The sequence below is a fragment of the Micromonospora sp. NPDC048935 genome, from assembly GCF_043197875.1.
Taxonomy (GTDB): domain Bacteria; phylum Actinomycetota; class Actinomycetes; order Mycobacteriales; family Micromonosporaceae; genus Micromonospora.
This window is the reverse complement of the sequence record NZ_JBICTZ010000001.1, coordinates 980,416-995,278: the sequence shown is the minus strand read 5'-3', so window position 1 is coordinate 995,278 and position 14,863 is coordinate 980,416. Positions and strand designations below refer to the sequence as shown.

General features: G+C 73.4%; 14 protein-coding genes and 1 pseudogene. 5 read left to right on the top strand and 10 right to left on the bottom strand.

The window, feature by feature from the left end:
- The first annotated feature begins 70 nt into the window (after window positions 1-70).
- A complete protein-coding gene (locus tag ACGFIW_RS04960) occupies window positions 71-1,132 on the top strand; it encodes a Gfo/Idh/MocA family oxidoreductase (RefSeq protein WP_393310979.1) in 1,062 nt (353 codons plus the stop codon).
- A gap of 223 nt (window positions 1,133-1,355) precedes the next feature.
- Here the strand turns inward: ACGFIW_RS04960 and ACGFIW_RS04955 are convergent, their stop codons facing one another.
- The 4 genes from ACGFIW_RS04955 to ACGFIW_RS04940 form a co-directional block, all read right to left on the bottom strand.
- A complete protein-coding gene (locus ACGFIW_RS04955; RefSeq protein WP_393310978.1) occupies window positions 1,356-2,630 on the bottom strand; it encodes an MFS transporter in 1,275 nt (424 codons plus the stop codon).
- A 135-nt stretch (window positions 2,631-2,765) separates the two neighbouring features.
- A complete protein-coding gene (locus ACGFIW_RS04950; protein ID WP_393310977.1) occupies window positions 2,766-2,924 on the bottom strand; it encodes a hypothetical protein in 159 nt (52 codons plus the stop codon).
- Between the two features lie 253 nt (window positions 2,925-3,177).
- Window positions 3,178-3,399 (bottom strand): hypothetical protein, encoded by a 222-nt coding sequence (locus tag ACGFIW_RS04945; protein ID WP_030335934.1) that lies wholly within the window; start codon window positions 3,397-3,399, stop codon window positions 3,178-3,180.
- A gap of 157 nt (window positions 3,400-3,556) precedes the next feature.
- Window positions 3,557-4,645, bottom strand: a complete 1,089-nt coding sequence (locus tag ACGFIW_RS04940) for a hypothetical protein (protein ID WP_393310976.1) — start codon at window positions 4,643-4,645, stop codon at window positions 3,557-3,559.
- Between the two features lie 49 nt (window positions 4,646-4,694).
- Here ACGFIW_RS04940 and ACGFIW_RS04935 point away from each other — a divergent pair, with 49 nt between their 5' ends.
- Window positions 4,695-5,336: a hypothetical protein gene (locus ACGFIW_RS04935; RefSeq protein ID WP_393311290.1), complete on the top strand. Its 642-nt coding sequence runs from the start codon at window positions 4,695-4,697 to the stop codon at window positions 5,334-5,336.
- A 181-nt stretch (window positions 5,337-5,517) separates the two neighbouring features.
- On the opposite strand, the pseudogene ACGFIW_RS04930 reads toward ACGFIW_RS04935, so the two are convergent.
- Window positions 5,518-5,898 (bottom strand): annotated as a pseudogene (locus tag ACGFIW_RS04930) (ATP-binding protein); the annotation flags it as partial.
- Window positions 5,899-6,008: 110 nt separating this feature from the next.
- Complete coding sequence (locus ACGFIW_RS04925) at window positions 6,009-7,112, bottom strand: NYN domain-containing protein (RefSeq protein ID WP_393310975.1); 1,104 nt, start codon at window positions 7,110-7,112, stop codon at window positions 6,009-6,011.
- 219 nt (window positions 7,113-7,331) lie between these two features.
- On the opposite strand from ACGFIW_RS04925, the gene ACGFIW_RS04920 reads away from it, so the two are divergent.
- Window positions 7,332-9,368 carry a glycosyl hydrolase family 28-related protein gene (locus tag ACGFIW_RS04920; RefSeq protein WP_393310974.1) on the top strand — a complete coding sequence of 679 codons (2,037 nt, stop codon included), beginning with the start codon at window positions 7,332-7,334 and terminating at the stop codon, window positions 9,366-9,368.
- 42 nt (window positions 9,369-9,410) lie between these two features.
- Here the strand turns inward: ACGFIW_RS04920 and ACGFIW_RS04915 are convergent, their stop codons facing one another.
- From ACGFIW_RS04915 to ACGFIW_RS04900, 4 genes are read right to left on the bottom strand one after another with little or no spacing between them, the layout of a single operon-like run.
- Window positions 9,411-10,040 (bottom strand): hypothetical protein, encoded by a 630-nt coding sequence (locus ACGFIW_RS04915; protein ID WP_393310973.1) that lies wholly within the window; start codon window positions 10,038-10,040, stop codon window positions 9,411-9,413.
- Between the two features lie 13 nt (window positions 10,041-10,053).
- Window positions 10,054-11,154 (bottom strand): SRPBCC family protein, encoded by a 1,101-nt coding sequence (locus ACGFIW_RS04910; RefSeq protein WP_393310972.1) that lies wholly within the window; start codon window positions 11,152-11,154, stop codon window positions 10,054-10,056.
- A gap of 54 nt (window positions 11,155-11,208) precedes the next feature.
- Complete coding sequence (locus tag ACGFIW_RS04905) at window positions 11,209-12,258, bottom strand: NAD(P)H-dependent flavin oxidoreductase (protein WP_393310971.1); 1,050 nt, start codon at window positions 12,256-12,258, stop codon at window positions 11,209-11,211.
- Window positions 12,259-12,289: 31 nt separating this feature from the next.
- Window positions 12,290-13,399 (bottom strand): hypothetical protein, encoded by a 1,110-nt coding sequence (locus ACGFIW_RS04900; RefSeq protein WP_393310970.1) that lies wholly within the window; start codon window positions 13,397-13,399, stop codon window positions 12,290-12,292.
- A 145-nt stretch (window positions 13,400-13,544) separates the two neighbouring features.
- Here ACGFIW_RS04900 and ACGFIW_RS04895 point away from each other — a divergent pair, with 145 nt between their 5' ends.
- Together ACGFIW_RS04895 and ACGFIW_RS04890 are read left to right on the top strand one after the other, a co-directional pair.
- The gene (locus tag ACGFIW_RS04895; protein WP_393310969.1) at window positions 13,545-14,504 is read left to right on the top strand and encodes a hypothetical protein; all 960 of its coding nucleotides are present in this window, start codon (window positions 13,545-13,547) and stop codon (window positions 14,502-14,504) included.
- A gap of 46 nt (window positions 14,505-14,550) precedes the next feature.
- Window positions 14,551-14,823, top strand: coding sequence for a hypothetical protein (locus tag ACGFIW_RS04890; RefSeq protein ID WP_393310968.1), 273 nt, complete (start codon window positions 14,551-14,553; stop codon window positions 14,821-14,823).
- Window positions 14,824-14,863: the final 40 nt, after the last annotated feature.

Below are 14,863 nucleotides of genomic sequence, written 5' to 3'. Positions count from 1 at the left end.
TCGGGGCGTAGATTCGGCAGGCGGTGCCGGCGCCGGCGAAGGGCGCGGACCGGCGAGACGGGGGTACGGCATGGCGGAGGCGCTGCGGGTCGGTCTGCTGGGGTACGGGCTGGCGGGTCGGGTGTTCCACGCCCCGCTGATCGCCGCGACCCCCGGGCTGCGGCTCGACGCGATCGTGACCCGCGATCCGCAGCGACGCGAGCAGGCCCGGCAGCACTTCCCGGCCGCCCGCCTGGTCGACGACGCCGACGAGCTGTGGCGTACACCGGACGCTCTGGACCTGGTCGTGGTGGCGACGCCGAACCGGCAGCACGTGCCGATGGCCCGCGCGGCACTCGCCGCCGGGCTGCCGGTCGTCGTCGACAAGCCCCTCTCCCCGACCGCCGCGGAGGGTCGCGCGCTGATCGGCGAGGCGATCGAGCGTGGCGTGCCGCTGACGGTCTTCCAGAACCGGCGCTGGGATGGCGACTTCCTGACCGTCCGCCGGCTGGTGGAGCGGGGCGAGTTGGGGCGGGTGCTGCGCTTCGAGTCCCGGTTCGAGCGGTTCCGCCCGACCATCAAGCCGGGCTGGCGGGAGCTTGCCGGTCCCGAGGAGGCCGGCGGCGCCCTCTTCGACCTCGGCGCCCACCTCGTCGACCAGGCGGTGCACCTGTTCGGCCGGGTCGACCGCGTCTACGCGGAGGTGGACCGCCGCCGCACGGGCGCGGCGGTCGACGACGACGCCTTCGTGGCGTTGACCCACGCCAACGGGGTGCACTCGCACCTGTGGATGGGTGCGTTGACCGCTCAGCTCGGGCCCCGGCTGCGGGTGCTTGGCGACCGGGCCGGCTACACGACGTACGGCCTCGACGTGCAGGAGGCGGCGCTGCACGAGGGCGGCCGACCGGGCCAGCCGGGCTGGGGCGAGGTCCCGCCGGAGCGCTACGGCATGCTCGGCGTCGACGGTGACCTGCGGCCGGTGCCGACCGAGCCCGGCGCGTACCAGAGCTTCTACGCGCAGGTGGCGACGGCCCTGCGCGACGGCACGCCGATGCCGGTGGACCCTCGGGACTCGGTCGCCACGGTCGAGCTGATCGAGCTGGCGCACCGGTCGGCGGCCGAGGGGGCGGTGCTGCCGGTTCCGACCGCCTGACCGACGCCGGCTGTGCCGTGACCGGCAGGCTCGTTGGTCCGACTCCGCGACCGGGCAACGCCCGTTGCTCCGGCCGTGCGTGGCCGGGCGCGCCCGTTGCTCCGGCCGTGCGGTGGCCGGGCTACGCCCGTTGCTCCGGCCGTGCGGTGGCCGGGCTACGCCCGTTGCTCGGGCCGTGCGGTGGCCGGGCTACGCCCGTTGCTCGGGCCGTGCGGTGGCCGGGCTACGCCCGTTGCTCCGGCTCGACGGCACCGGCGGGGTGGGGCGTCCGGCGCAGGCTTCGCCGCAGCGCCCAGGCGGTGACGACGGTGGCCAGCGTGCCGCCCGCGCCGGCGATCAGCAGCGTGGTCGGGGCCGAGGTGGCGTCAAGCAGCACGGCACCGCCCAGGTAGGAGAGCGCGGCGGCGATTCCGATCGCGCCGTACAGGTTGCCGAAGACCCGGCCGAGCATCGCCACGGGGACGACCCGTTGCAGCAACGTGCTGGAGGCGACGTCCATGGCCGCGATCCCCAGTCCGCGGACCGCCTGCATGACGATGGCGGCGCCGACCGCCCAGGCCAGCCCGGTCAGCAGGTTGCCGACACTGCTGATGGCGAACCCCGCGATCAGCAGGCCGGCCGTGGACGCCCGCGCCCCGTACCGGCCCAGCAGCAGGTATCCGACGAACAACCCGAACCCGACCGCGCCCAGCAGCAACCCGACGGTCGAGCCGCCAGCGTCGAACGTCTCGGTGGCCAGCAGAACCAGGGCCACGTCGTCGACGCCGTTGAACGCCACGACGGCGCAGAACCCCAGCGCGACCACCCGGACCACCGGGGTCGACCAGAGGTAGCCCAGGCCCACCCGCGCGTCGCGCAGCAGGGAACCCCGGCCGGCATCCCCCTCGGCGGGCACCGACATCCTCGGCAGCGTCGCCAGCAGGACCGCCGAGAGCAGGAACGACACGGCGTCGACGAGCAGCACCCCGCGTACGCCCACCAGGGGGAACAGCGCCGCCGCGAGCAGCGGACCGATCACCTCGCCGCCGTTGGTGCCGAACCCGACCGTGGAGTTCGCGGACTCCAGGTCCCGGTCGCGCACCAGGGCCGGCACCGCCGCCCGGGAGGCTGGCTGGAACACCTGCCCGGCGATCGCCCGGACCGCCACCAGGGCCAGCAGCACCGGCAACGACGGCAGCAGTACGGCGATCAGCAGTAGCACGCCGCCCTGGACCAACTCCGCAATGATCATGACCCGGCGCAGGTCGAAACGGTCGCTGAGCGCCCCGGTGAGCGGGCCGAGCAGCGCTGGCGCGAAGTCGCCGACGAGCAGCAGCATCGCGATCGCGAACGCACGACCGGTGCTGTCCTCGACGTGCAACATCAACGCGACCAGGCTCAGCGAGTCGCCCGCGTACGAGATGACCCGAGCCGACCACAGCGCCCGGAAGGCCGGGTTGTGTCGCAGCAGACGCATCCCGCCGCCGGCGGACTCGTCGACGCCGGTGGAACCTGTCACGTCAGTACCGCTCCTCGCGCGGCCTTGATCCACTCGCCTTCGTGAATATCGGGGCATCCCGGCGCCCGGGATACCGCGTTATCACCAAACCCGAGTGGATCAAGGGTGCAAGGCCGCTGGGCGGTGACGGCCTGGCTAGTCGGCGTCCTGCTCGGACGGGGTGCCATCGGGCGCGCGGGCGTCGTCGTCGGTCAGCGCGTCGTCCGATGAGGTGGTGAGGTCGGCCAGCCGGCGTTCGGCTTCCCGGACCTCCTCGTCGAGCCGGGGGTTCTCCTCGTCCGGGCTCTGCGACATGGGGCGACCTCCATCGGGCACGACCGGCCGACCTCCGTGTACCCGGCTTGACGGCGAGGACACGGACCGCAGGCGCTGTTCCTCGATCAGTTGATGACGAGTAGTCACATCCGACGCCGCAGACGACTACTGATCAAAGAACTTCACAGGCCATGATCTGAGGGTCGTTGGTGAGCTGAGCCGAGCGCCGGGCCGGCCGGGGAGCGCACCGGGCTGGAGCCCAGGAGCGTTGCCGGCCCGGCCCGGTGCCGGATCAGCGCTGCTTCAGCTCGCGCCAGGATGGGTGGGTGCCGCGCCACGCGTCGGCGAGGATGGCCGCCGAGGCCCGGCTTGGGCACTGCTGCACCCGCTCACGACCCGACGCCCCACCGATCTGGGCGCGGACCTCCCAACCCTGCCCGTCAGTACGGATATACACGTCCCGGCGTCCGCGCGGGGTCGTGTCTCCGTTCCACCAATGCTCCTCGACCTTCATTCGCCGACCGTATAGCAATTTTTGCGCCGGGGGTACGGCGCAGGTAGGCACATACCAGGGCGATAGCCGTAATTCCGGCGCATTTCGGCCCATGCGTCGACGGGGAGAACCCGCAACGGCGGATCCTCCCCGGCCTGAGCGACGAATCAGGGGGTGGTCACATGCCGCTGAGCACACCGGCCAGGGTGTTCGCCAACGCGTCCTGGCCGGCGGGGCTGGGATGCGGCGAACCACCCTCGGCTGCGATCTGGATGTCACCCGGAGTGAACGGCGGCGGGAACGCCACCCGGACGGCCGGGTCGAACGGCACACCGAGCTGGACGGCCCAGTTGAGATCGTTGATCACGGTTCGCACGGTGCCCACCCAGAGCGGGTCGATCAGCGGTTGCAGCGTCGACACCGGGGCCGCCGGCAGGTAGGACTGCAACCCGGTCGGCAGCAGCGACCTGAGCTTCGCCCAGGAGTACTGGCCGATGTCGACGTTGGCCGGGGTGATGTCGTAATAGAGCATCCAGACGACCTTGTCCGCGCCGGCCGCCAGCAGCGAGTTGACGATGGTGGTGGCGTCGGCGGTGATGCCGGCGTATTGGGCCGGGCCGTCGTAGCGCGGCACCCCGATGTTGATGTAGTAGTCCTCGCCGGCCGGCAGGTCGAGCCAGAAGTTGCAGCCACCGCCGTTGGTGACGATGCCCTGCTTGCCGCCGACGGCCGCCCACTCGAAGCGGAAGAGACCTGTGGGGTTCAGGCTCTCCCCCGCGAACTCCAGCGCGCGACACCTGGCCAGCCGGATCAGCACGGTGTTCCAGTTGGTGTTGTTCACACCGCCGGTCGTGGCGTGGTAGGCGTTGTGCCCGTCCGCCTTCGCCTTCGCGATCCGGGCGGTGGCGAGGCCGAGCGGGCTGGCCACCCGCCCCCAGGCGTTTCCGCACGCGTCGGGGCCCGCGCGGCCGGCGATGATGTCGCCGGTGCCGTACCCGGTGCGCGCGTAGTTGTCGTAGTCGACGACGCTGCCGTTGAGGTCGAAGTACCGCCGGCCGTAGCTGTAGACGCCGTTGTTGCCGGGCATGCCGCGACCGTCGAACGAGGTCATCGGGCAGCCGGGGCCCACCCCGAAGCCGAACTGGTGGTGCGCCGAACTGATCGAGTCGCCGGTCAGGGTCAGCACCGTGTCGTTCGTGACCGTCTGCACCTCCCGGCAGCGGATCCGGTCCTTGTTCGCGTCCACCAGGGTGGGGTTGCCGGCCACGTAGGGGCAGCCGGTCGGCGGCGGGGGTGGCGGTGATCCCGGCCCACCGGTGGGTGGGCCGGTCGGGTTGGGCGGGTCGGTCGGCTCCGGCGAGCCGCTGGGTGACGCGGAGCCGGACGGGGACGCGCTACCGGACGGTGAGGAACTGCCCGACGGCGACGCACTACCCGACGGCGAGGAACTGCCGGAGGGGGACGCACTACCCGACGGTGAAGAACTGCCGGACGGCGACGCACTACCGGACGGCGACGCACTGCCCGAGGGCGACGCACTGCCCGAGGGCGACGCACTGCCCGAGGGGGAAGAGCTGCCCGAGGGCGACGCACTGCCCGAGGGCGACGCACTGCCGGAGGGGCAGGGCGTGCCGCTGGGTGCGGCCGTCGAGCTGGGCGAGGTGGTGGCGCTGGGCGACCCCGTCGTGGTGGGTGCGGTCGCGGTGGCGGCGGTGCCACGCTTCGCGACCGGCTCGGCCGTGACGGGCGGCCGGGTCGCCCGGGTCGGTGCGGTCGAGGCCGTCGGCGATCCGGTCGGGTCCGGGCAGTCGGCAGCGGCGGCGGCCTTCTGGGTACGGATCCGCGCGAGCCGTGCCTCGACCTCCACCGGAGCCCGCCGGTGTCCATGGCGTCGGCCAACAGCTCCCGCAGCAGCAGCGGGTTGCCGTCGGCGAGCCGGGTCAACCGGCGGCGACTGATCGCGTCGAGCGGGCCGGGCGCGGCCTCGTCGAGAAGGTGCTCCACCACGCTGGTCGGCAGCGGGCGGACATCCAGTCGCCGGCCGGAACCGGCCCACAGCGAGGTGAGTGCGTCGGAGAGCGGAAGGCCCGCCCGGACGGTCGCCACCGCCACGGCCAGGCCGTGTACGGCGAGCTGGTGTAGCAGCCCGGCCGAGGGTTCGTCCAGCAGGTGGGCGTCGTCGATGCCGATCATGATCGGGCGGCCACCGCCGCGCCTGGCGAAGTCGCGTTCGACCGCGCCGACCAGCCCCACCGGATCGGCACGCGGTCGGGTCGGCGCGGGGATCAGGTGCGAGACCGCACCGAACGGGATCGAGCGGGCCGCTCCGGTCGCGGAGACCCAGTGACACTCCACGCCGTCCTGGGCCGCGCGGGCGAGCGCCTCCCGCAGCAGCCGCGTCTTGCCCACCCCGGCGTCACCGACCAGCACCAGCCCCGGCAGTCGCGCCGACACGCCGTCCTCGATGGTTTTCAGCTCGTCGTCGCGGCCGACCAGCGCCCATTCGCCACGTCCCGGCATGACGACCCTCACCTCGCCCTCGGGCAGCCCTACCGCCCACCCTATGGGCAGTTCCGGCCCTTCCGCTCGACAGCCGTCGATGGGTCGCCGGGCGCACCGGGGGCCGGCGCTCAGCCCTGGGTGGTCAGCAGGTAGTCGTCGGCTTCGGGGCTCCACCGCAGGTCGACAGCTCCACCGGTGGCGGCGGCCTTGCAGAATTGCAGGAAGCTGCGGTAGCCGAGCTTCTTCTCGCTGAAGTCGGGCCGGGCCCGTCGGAGCTGGTTCTTCAAGCCGGACAGCGCCACCGGATTGCCGCTGCTGCCCAGCTCCGCCACCACGCCACGGAGCAGACCGAACGCCACCTCCCGGTCGCCGTGCTCGGGCAGCGAGACCTCGGGGTCACCCTTCGCGGGCCCCTCGGCCAACTCGATCACGTTGTGCTCGGCGAGGTGCCGCAGCAGTTCCCCGAAGGTGCGGAACCCGTAGTCGGACTCGCTGAACGTCGGGTCCTTGCGCAGCAGGGTGCGCTTGAGCCGGGAGGCGGTGACCTCGCCGTTGGCACTGCCCTGCAACCCGGCCACCGTCTGGGCGACCTGGACGGCGAGTGTGTCCACGTCCCGGCCGGGCTCCTCGCCGGCGGGTCGACGGCCCACCTCCGGCTCTGGCTCCGGCTCCCGCTCCAGCTCCGTCTCGGGCGGGCGCTGGTCGGAGTTGGGCTGCCGGGTCGGGCGACCACGCCTGCTGCGGGTCGGCGGGATGTCCACACCCTCCAGCCGGTCGTAGTAGAGGAACTCGTCGCACGCCGGTGGGAGCAGCGCCGACGTCGACCCCTCGACCCCGACGCCGATGACCCGTTTGTTCAACTCGCGAAGCTTGTGCACCAGCGGGGTGAAGTCGCTGTCGCCGCTACAGATCACGAAGGTGGAGATGTAGTCGCGCTCGAACGCCAGCTCGATCGCGTCGACGGCCATCTTGATGTCCGCGGCGTTCTTGCGGGAGGCGCCCATCCGCTGCGGGATCTCGATCAGCTCGACGTGGGACCGGGTGAGCATCCGACGGTCCTCGTCGAAGTAGGACCAGTCGGCGTACGCCCGGCGGACCACCACCCGACCCCGTTCGGCGAGCGCGTCGGCGATCGGCCGGAAGTCGAAGTCCGCACCGCCACGGTGGTCGCGTGCCCCCAACGCGAGGTTCTCGTAGTCGAGGAACAGGGCGATCCGGTCTTCTTGATCCACGCGGCCCAGCGTACGCCGGCCGTGGCCGGTCCGGGCGCAGGCGGAGCGCGACACCTCAATTCGACAATCGTCCATTTCTTGCAGTCTTATGGTCCTACATTTTCATGCTTCGATTGTGGTCTTGCAGTGCGATGCCCGGTGCTGCATCATGACGGTCAATGTCGGGCGTCGGGGGGAAGCGCCGGGCGGACCTCCACCACCCACCCAGGAGGGTCACCGATGATTCGCAGCATCCTGTCCGCACGGGGACGACCCGGCCGGCCCACCGGCGCCGCCGTCGCACTCGCGGCCGGCCTCGCCGTGCTGGTCGCCGGACCCACCGTGGCCGTCGCCGGTCCATCCGCGCCCACCGCCGCTCGGCCGGTGGTCACCCGCGCCGCCCTCGACCCGGCGCTTGTCGCCGGGCGCGGCGCGGACGTCGACTTCGTCGAGCAGGAGGCGGAGAACGCCCGCACCAACGGCGAGGTCATCGGCCCCGACCGGTCCGCCTACACGCTGCCCGCGGAAGCCTCCGGTCGCCGGGCCGTCCGGCTCACCCCCGGCGAGTACGTGGAGTTCGTCCTGCCCAGCGCGGCCAACGGCATCACCGTGCGGTACAGCATCCCGGACGCCCCGGAGGGTGGTGGGATCACCGCGCCGCTGCGGGTCGCGGTGAACGGCAAGCACCTGCGCACCATGACGCTCACGTCGCAGTACTCGTGGCTCTACAACCAGTACCCGTTCACCAACGACCCGCAGGCCGGGCTGCTGCACCCGGACTGGTGGATCACCGAGTGCCAGTGCGTGCCGGCGGCCACCACGCCGACCCCGGTCATCGGCACCCCGTTTCGGCCCACCCACTTCTACGACGAGCAGCGGCTGCTGCTCGGGCGCACCTACCGGGCCGGTGACACGATCCGCCTGACCGCGCCGACCGGCAGCGCCGCCGCCTGGACCGTCATCGACCTGCTCGACTCCGAGTTGGTCGCGCCGCCGCACGTCCGGCTGCTCGCGGCGAACGTGCTCGCCTTCGGCGCCGATCCCACCGGCCGGCGGGACTCCGCCGACGCCCTGGACCGGGCCATCGCCTTCGCCCGACGCGCCCACCTCAAGGTCTATCTCCCGCCGGGCACCTACCAGGTCAACCGGCACATCATCGTCGACGACGTGACGATCGAGGGCGCCGGCAACTGGCACACCGTCATCAGGGGCCGCGAGGTCGCCCTGCCGACGCCCGCGCCGGACGGCTCGGTGCACACCGGCGTCGGGTTCTACGGCCGCGACGCCGCCGACGGCGGCAGCCGCAACGTCCACCTCTCCGGCTTCGCCATCGAGGGGGACGTCCGGGAGCGCATCGACACCGACCAGGTCAACGCGATCGGTGGGGCGATGAGCGACTCCACCATCGACGGCCTCTACCTGCACCACACCAAGGCCGGCCTGTGGTTCGACGGGCCGATGCGCAACGTCCGGGTCACCGACAACATCGTCGTCGACCAGATCGCCGACGCGCTCAACTTCCACACCGGCGTCACCGACTCCCTGGTGGCGCACACCTTCGTCCGCAACACCGGCGACGACGGCCTGGCGATGTGGTCGGAGAGGACGGCAGACGCGCGCAACACGTTCGACCACAACACCGTGCAGTCACCGACGCTGGCCAACGGCATCGCCATCTACGGCGGCACGGACACCACCGTCTCGCACAACCTCGTCGCCGACCCGGTCCGCGAGGGCAGTGGCCTGCACGCCGGGTCCCGCTTCGGCGCGGAGCCGTTCACCGGGCACCTGCGGTTCACCAACAACACCACCGCCCGCGCCGGCACGTACGAGCTGAACTGGAACATCGGGCTCGGCGCGATCTGGATCTTCGCCTTGGACCGCAGCATCGACGCGGCCGTCGAGGTGACCGGCGACGCGTATCTCGACAGCACCTACAACGCGATCATGCTGGTCAGCGACTGGCCGGTGAAGGACCTGTACCCGATCGCCGACGTGCGGTTCCGGGACGTCCGGGTCGACGGCACCGGCACGTCGGTGGTCAGTGCCCGCTCGGCCGGGTCCGCCTCGTTCGCCAACGTGGACGCCCGCAACGTGGGTGCGGTGGCTGTCAACAACTGCGGTTCGTTCCACTTCACCCCGGCCGGTTCGGAGTTCACACTGACCGACCTCGGCGGCAACGACGGCGGGTGGCTCGCGCCGTGGCTGCTGCCCAACACCATCACCTGCGACGACCGGCCGCCCGTGTCGCCGCCCCCGCCTCCGGCCCAGTGGTGAACGCGGTGGGCGGCTCGACGAGTCGGGCCGCCCACCGCGCACTCAGCGCGTCGGGACGTACGCCAGCGGGACGCTCGTCGGCTGCCCGTCCCAGCTTCCGAGCAGGGCGGCCCCGGCGGCGTCGGCGGTGCCGGGCCGGCGGACGACGACCAGCTCGACGGAGTCGGTGACGATGCGCGTGCTGTCCTCGTCGACCACGCGGCGCACGGCGCCGACCGGTGCCGCGTCGGCGTTCCCCGCACCGCTGACGGTGACCGTCACACTCGGCTCGCGCACCTCACGCCGACCGTCCACCTCGAAGTACTGCTCCGCCTGGCCGGAGCCGGTGCGGATGGCGTGGGCGAGCGCGGCAGCGTACACCTCGTCGACGCAGCCGTCGTACACCCAGCGCCGGCCCAGCACCGAGTGCTCGGTGGTGCCGACCAGCCAGGTGTCCGCACCGTCGAGGGGTGCGGCGCGATAGGTGAGCGGGACGTGGTGGACCGGCCCGTCGGGGGCCCCGACCAGTATCGTCTCGATGCCGACCTCGCCGGCCGGGTCGTCGAAGCGGTAGGCCCCTCGGCTCACCACCTCGACGCCGGCGGGTCCGACGTACCAGGGTCGGTCCGGAAGCCAGGTCGCCAGCAGTTCGAGCTTCGTGGGGCGCAGGGTCGCCCGGTGCAGGAGTGCCATGCCAGCAGCCTAGTCAGAGGCCCGCGCAGGGTTGCCCGCCGATCACGCAGCTCTCCGGGCCCCGGGCCTTCGGCCGGCTGTCGCGGGCGTCGAAGCTGAACGTCTGGGAGCCCCCGGCCGCCACGGCGGCTCCGGTGAAGGTGATCGCCCGCCCGTCCTGTCGCCAGTTCGCGCCGTCGACGTCGTCGAGCGTGGTGCCCTCGCCCAGGGTGACCACCACGGCCCAGTCCGCCACCGGTGCACTGCCCGGGTTGTCGACCACGATCTCACCCGTGTAGCCGAACAGTCGGCTGGAGTCGGTCGCGTACCGGGCCACCACCGGTGCCGGCGGCGGAGGTGGCGGGGGCGGCGCGGCCGACTCGGGCGTACTCGACGGTGTCGCCGACAGGGTCTGGCTCGGGCGGGTGGTCGCCGACGCGGTGGTCCGCGAGGGTCGCGCCGAGGGCGTCGCCGTCGGCGCGACGGCGGGCTTGCCGGCCGTGTCGGTCGGTGACGGTGAGGTCGTCGGCCCCGGTGCGGCGGCGGGCTTCGACTCCGGCGGCAACGTCAGCCAGGCCGCCGTCCCCGCCACCAGCGCGGCACCGGCGACGGCGGCGACGAGCGTGCGACGTCGGCGGCGGGTGCGACCGGACGCGCCGCGCGGGCCGACCAGCGGCAGCTCGGCGGTCATCCCGCCGTCGCTGCGGCGCAGGTCGACCTGCTGGAACGCGAGCCAGTCGAGGATGGCCGGCAGTCGAACGGTGAGCGCCTGGCGCACCTGCTGCTCGCGGGGGTCGTGTTGCTCGGCCGACCACGCGCCGTGCGTCGTGACCTCCCGCACCTCCAGCCGGCAACCCTGCCCGGTGGCCGTGACCGTGCAGGTCAACTCGCTGAGCCGGCCGGCCTCGTCGCAGGCCAGCACGAGCAGTGTCGGCTCCTGCCGCTCGGTCACCTCGACCCCGACGTTGGCCTCGAAGCCGGGCAACTCGGCCGTGTGCAGCAGCAGGCGGTCCGCGACGCCCTCGACCGTGTCGGCCTCGGCGAACCACCGTCCGAGCAGTGACCGGTCGGTCAGTGCGCGCCAGACCCGGTCGGGCGGGTGGGACAGGTCGACCTGCGCACCGATCTCGATCACGGCGAGACTCTACGGGTTTCCCGGCCGGCGGTCCCGACCGCCCGAGGCTGCCGGTCAGCCCCAGCGCGTCGACCGCTCGGCCGCCGCCGCCAGCGCGGCTCGGGCACCGGCACTCACGTCGGTGACCACCTCGGCCGCCGGCAGGTCCCGCGCGAGGGGGTGCGCCTGCCCCGCCCACAGGTTCGCGACCGACGCGTCCCCGTCGCGCCGGGCGGCGGCCAGCAGCGGACGCGTCAGGTGCAGCACCTGGGGGTAGCCGGTCGGTGCCGCCGCGTCGTGTTGGCGAAGGAAGTCGTTGGCCACGCCCCGGGCCCGCTTGCCGGTGTACGACCGGGTCAGCGCGGTCGGCGTGGTGCCGGCCACCGCCGTGCGGTGCATCGGCGAGCTGCCCGCCTCCGGGCAGCGCAGGAAGGCCGTGCCGAGCTGCCCGGCGGCGGCACCGGCGGCGAGCACGGCGGCCAGCGCGGGGCCGTCGACGATGCCCCCGGCGGCCACCAGGGGCCGGTCGCAGCGGGCGGCGGCCAGCCGGAGCAGGGGCAGCAGCGCGTAGTCGTCGTCGTCCGGCAGACCACCGCGATGCCCGCCGGCCTCGGTGCCCTGCACCACCACCGCGTCCACGCCCAGGTCGGCGGCGGCCGCCGCGGCGTCCGGGCGGGTGACGGTGGCCCACACCTCGGTGCCCCGCTCGCGCAGGGCGGCCACCACCGCCCGCTCCGGCAACCCGAACACGAAGGACACGACTCCGACCGGGTCCGCGAGCAGCGCGGCCACCTTCTCCGGGTACGCGTCGTCGCCGCCGACCGGCTCACCCAGGCGCACCCCGCGTGCGGCGGCCTGCGGGGCGAGCCGTTCGGCGTACGCCCGGACGGCGGCCTCGTCGACGCCACCGGGGTCGGGCAGGAAGACGTTGACGCCGAACGGCCGGTCGGTACGCGTGCGAACCTCCGCGATGTCGGCGGCCAACCGCTCGGTGTCGATCATCCCGGCGGCCAGGAAGCCCAGCCCACCGGCGGCGGAGACGGCTGCCACGAGCGCCGGTGTGGACGGGCCGCCCGCCATCGGGGCGGCGATGATCGGGTGACGCAACGTGGACAGCACGGACATCCCACCATCCTGCCGCACCTGCCGCGTCCGCTCAGCGACGTGCCGTGTGCCGCCAGCGCAGCACGCCGGCCAGGCCGAGCAGCACCACGAGGGTGCCGGCGCCGGCCGCCAGCAGCCAGGTCCGGCCGTCCGGGCCGGTGGTGTCCTCGGCGATCGGACGGACGGGGGTGGGCAACACGGAGGCGGCCGAGCCGGTCGGGGGCGCGGCGGGGGCCGGTGCGTCGGTGACCGGGTAGCGCAGGATGGTCGGCCGGGTGCCCGCTGGCTGGTCGGCGGACTCGGAGACGGTGAGCAACGACCGGCCGTCGCGACTGTAGGTGATCGACTCGCCCTGGGGCTCGTCCGGCAGCGGGGTGATCCGCGGGGTGCCGGCGGTCAGCGCGCGGACCACGTCGCCATCGGGCACGTCGTACTCGAACGCGTCGGCGTAACTGCGCAGCACCACCCGACGCCCGTCCGGCGCGCTCGCCGCCCCGGTGATCACGCCGCGACCGAGGAACGAGAACGGGTTGCTGGTGCTCGTCGTCGGCAGGGTCACCTGGCCGACCGAGGCCAGCGGCGTCGTCGCCCCCGGTGTCAGCGCGGCGGTCGGGGCGTACAGGAAGACGGTGCCGCTGCCGCCCTTCGTGACGACCACCGGCCGATCGGACGCGTCGAGCAGCAACGCCTCCGCGTCGTGCGGGCGGTCCGGGTACGTCATCCGGTGCAGCACCGGCTCGTCCGCTCCCGGGGCGAGCCGCCAGAGGGCGATCGTGGCCCGGGAGTGGTCGTTGTCGCCGATGTCGGCGACCCAGACGGTGCCGTCGCGGCCGATGGCCAGGTCCTCGGTGTCACGGGGGCGGGACGGGTACGCCACCGCCCGGAGCACCGCGCAGCGCTTGTCGAGGAAGAAGATCCGGCGGCGGGCCTCGTCGTCGGCACCGTCGTTGATCACCACGTACCCGTCGTCGGTGGCGACCATGCCGGAGAGCTCCCGCAGCCGGTCGTCGCGCACCTGGCACACCGGCGTCCCCGCCGCCGCACCCGCCGCCGCGGCCGGTGTCAGCACGAGGGCCGGCGCCACCAGCCCGGCGAGGAGCGCCGCCAGCGCCACCCCCGCACGGGCACGCCGCCCCCAGGTCAACCGCCCGCGTACCCGCATCGCCCGCCCTCCTCGTCGCGGCCGCGCCCCGGCCACCTGACCATCCTGGCCGATCCGAGCCACCGACGGTGGTAGTCGCCGCGACGCGTCCACACCTCCTGTCGATGTACTGTCGCTCCGCCGCGCTATCGATCGGAAGGGTGTCATGCCTGGAACCAACACCTCGGCGGCCCGTTCGTCCGGGCGGCTGCTGCTCCGCCGCCTGGGCCGTCCGAGCAGGGGCGCGGCCGTCGTCTGGGTGCCGCTCGCCGCGATCGTCTGCGGTCTCTTCACCGGCGCGTTGGCGAGCCGGGCCGCCTGGGAGACCTCCCGGGCGCAACCGGACCGGGCCGAGGCCAGCAGCATCCTGACAACGGCCTTTCCCGGCCACGACCTCGACGAGATCGACGTCCCGCCCGCGCTCTTCGTCGTCTACGGGCACGCGCTGCGGCTGGGCACCGTGAAGACCCTTGTGCTCGGTGACGGCGGCGAATACCAGGAGAGCGCCACCGGTGCCGCCGCCCTCGGCGCGCCACCGGTGCCCGCCGAGCAGATCGTCGCGGTGGCCCGGGAGCGCCTGACCGGTGCCGGCTGGCGGGTGTACGACCCGCAGGTGACCGAGGGCATGAGCTGCGGGGACAAGATCTGCGCCACCCCACTCGCGATCACCAACACCACGCTGATCGCTCGACGGGGCGACACCATCCTGAACGCCTCGATCTCGTCGCAGACCGCCGCCGAAGCCACCTACCTGGCTGTCGAGTTGCATCGCGCGCCACCGCCGCTGGTGGTCCCCGCCGGGGTGCTCGGCACGCTGTTGGGCACTGTGGCCGGGTGGTGGGTCTTCGGCTGGGTCAGTCGCCGCACCGCGGGACGACGGCGCGGCAGCGCGGTGAGCGTCCTGCTGGGGGTGGCGGTGGTGCTGTGGTGGCTGCCGGTCCTGCTGGCCGTCCCGTCGCTCGTGCGCCACCACCGCGGCGAGTTCCACCCGGCCCGGCACCCGTACTGGGAGTGGCTGGGCCAGCCGGCCGCCTCGCTGCTCTTCCTGGTCGGCGCGGTGTGCGCGCTGCTGGGGCTGGGACTGGCCGCCAGAACTCCACTGCGTGACGGCGGTGCTGGCGGGTAGGCAGCAGCCCGGCGCCATGTCGACACCCGCCGGGCAGGAGGCTCCGATGAGCACGTACCGGGATGATCAGGGCGACACGTTTCCTCCCCCGGAGGCGGACGCCCACGAGCAACGCCAGGACGCCGTCGACTACGGGCCGCCGGACCGGGTGTCGGGTGACGTCGACCCCGAAGCGTCCGAGGCGGACCTGGCCGAGCAGGGCGCCCTCCCGGCGGGCACGATCGAGGAGGTGACGTCGCTGCCGGCCGACGCCGATCCGGCCGACGCCCTCGAACAGCGCCAGGAGATCCCCACCCGCGACGAGGGCCGTCGCACCTGACCCACCCGCTGCCACCGCCGACCGGGCTCAACCGGCTCAG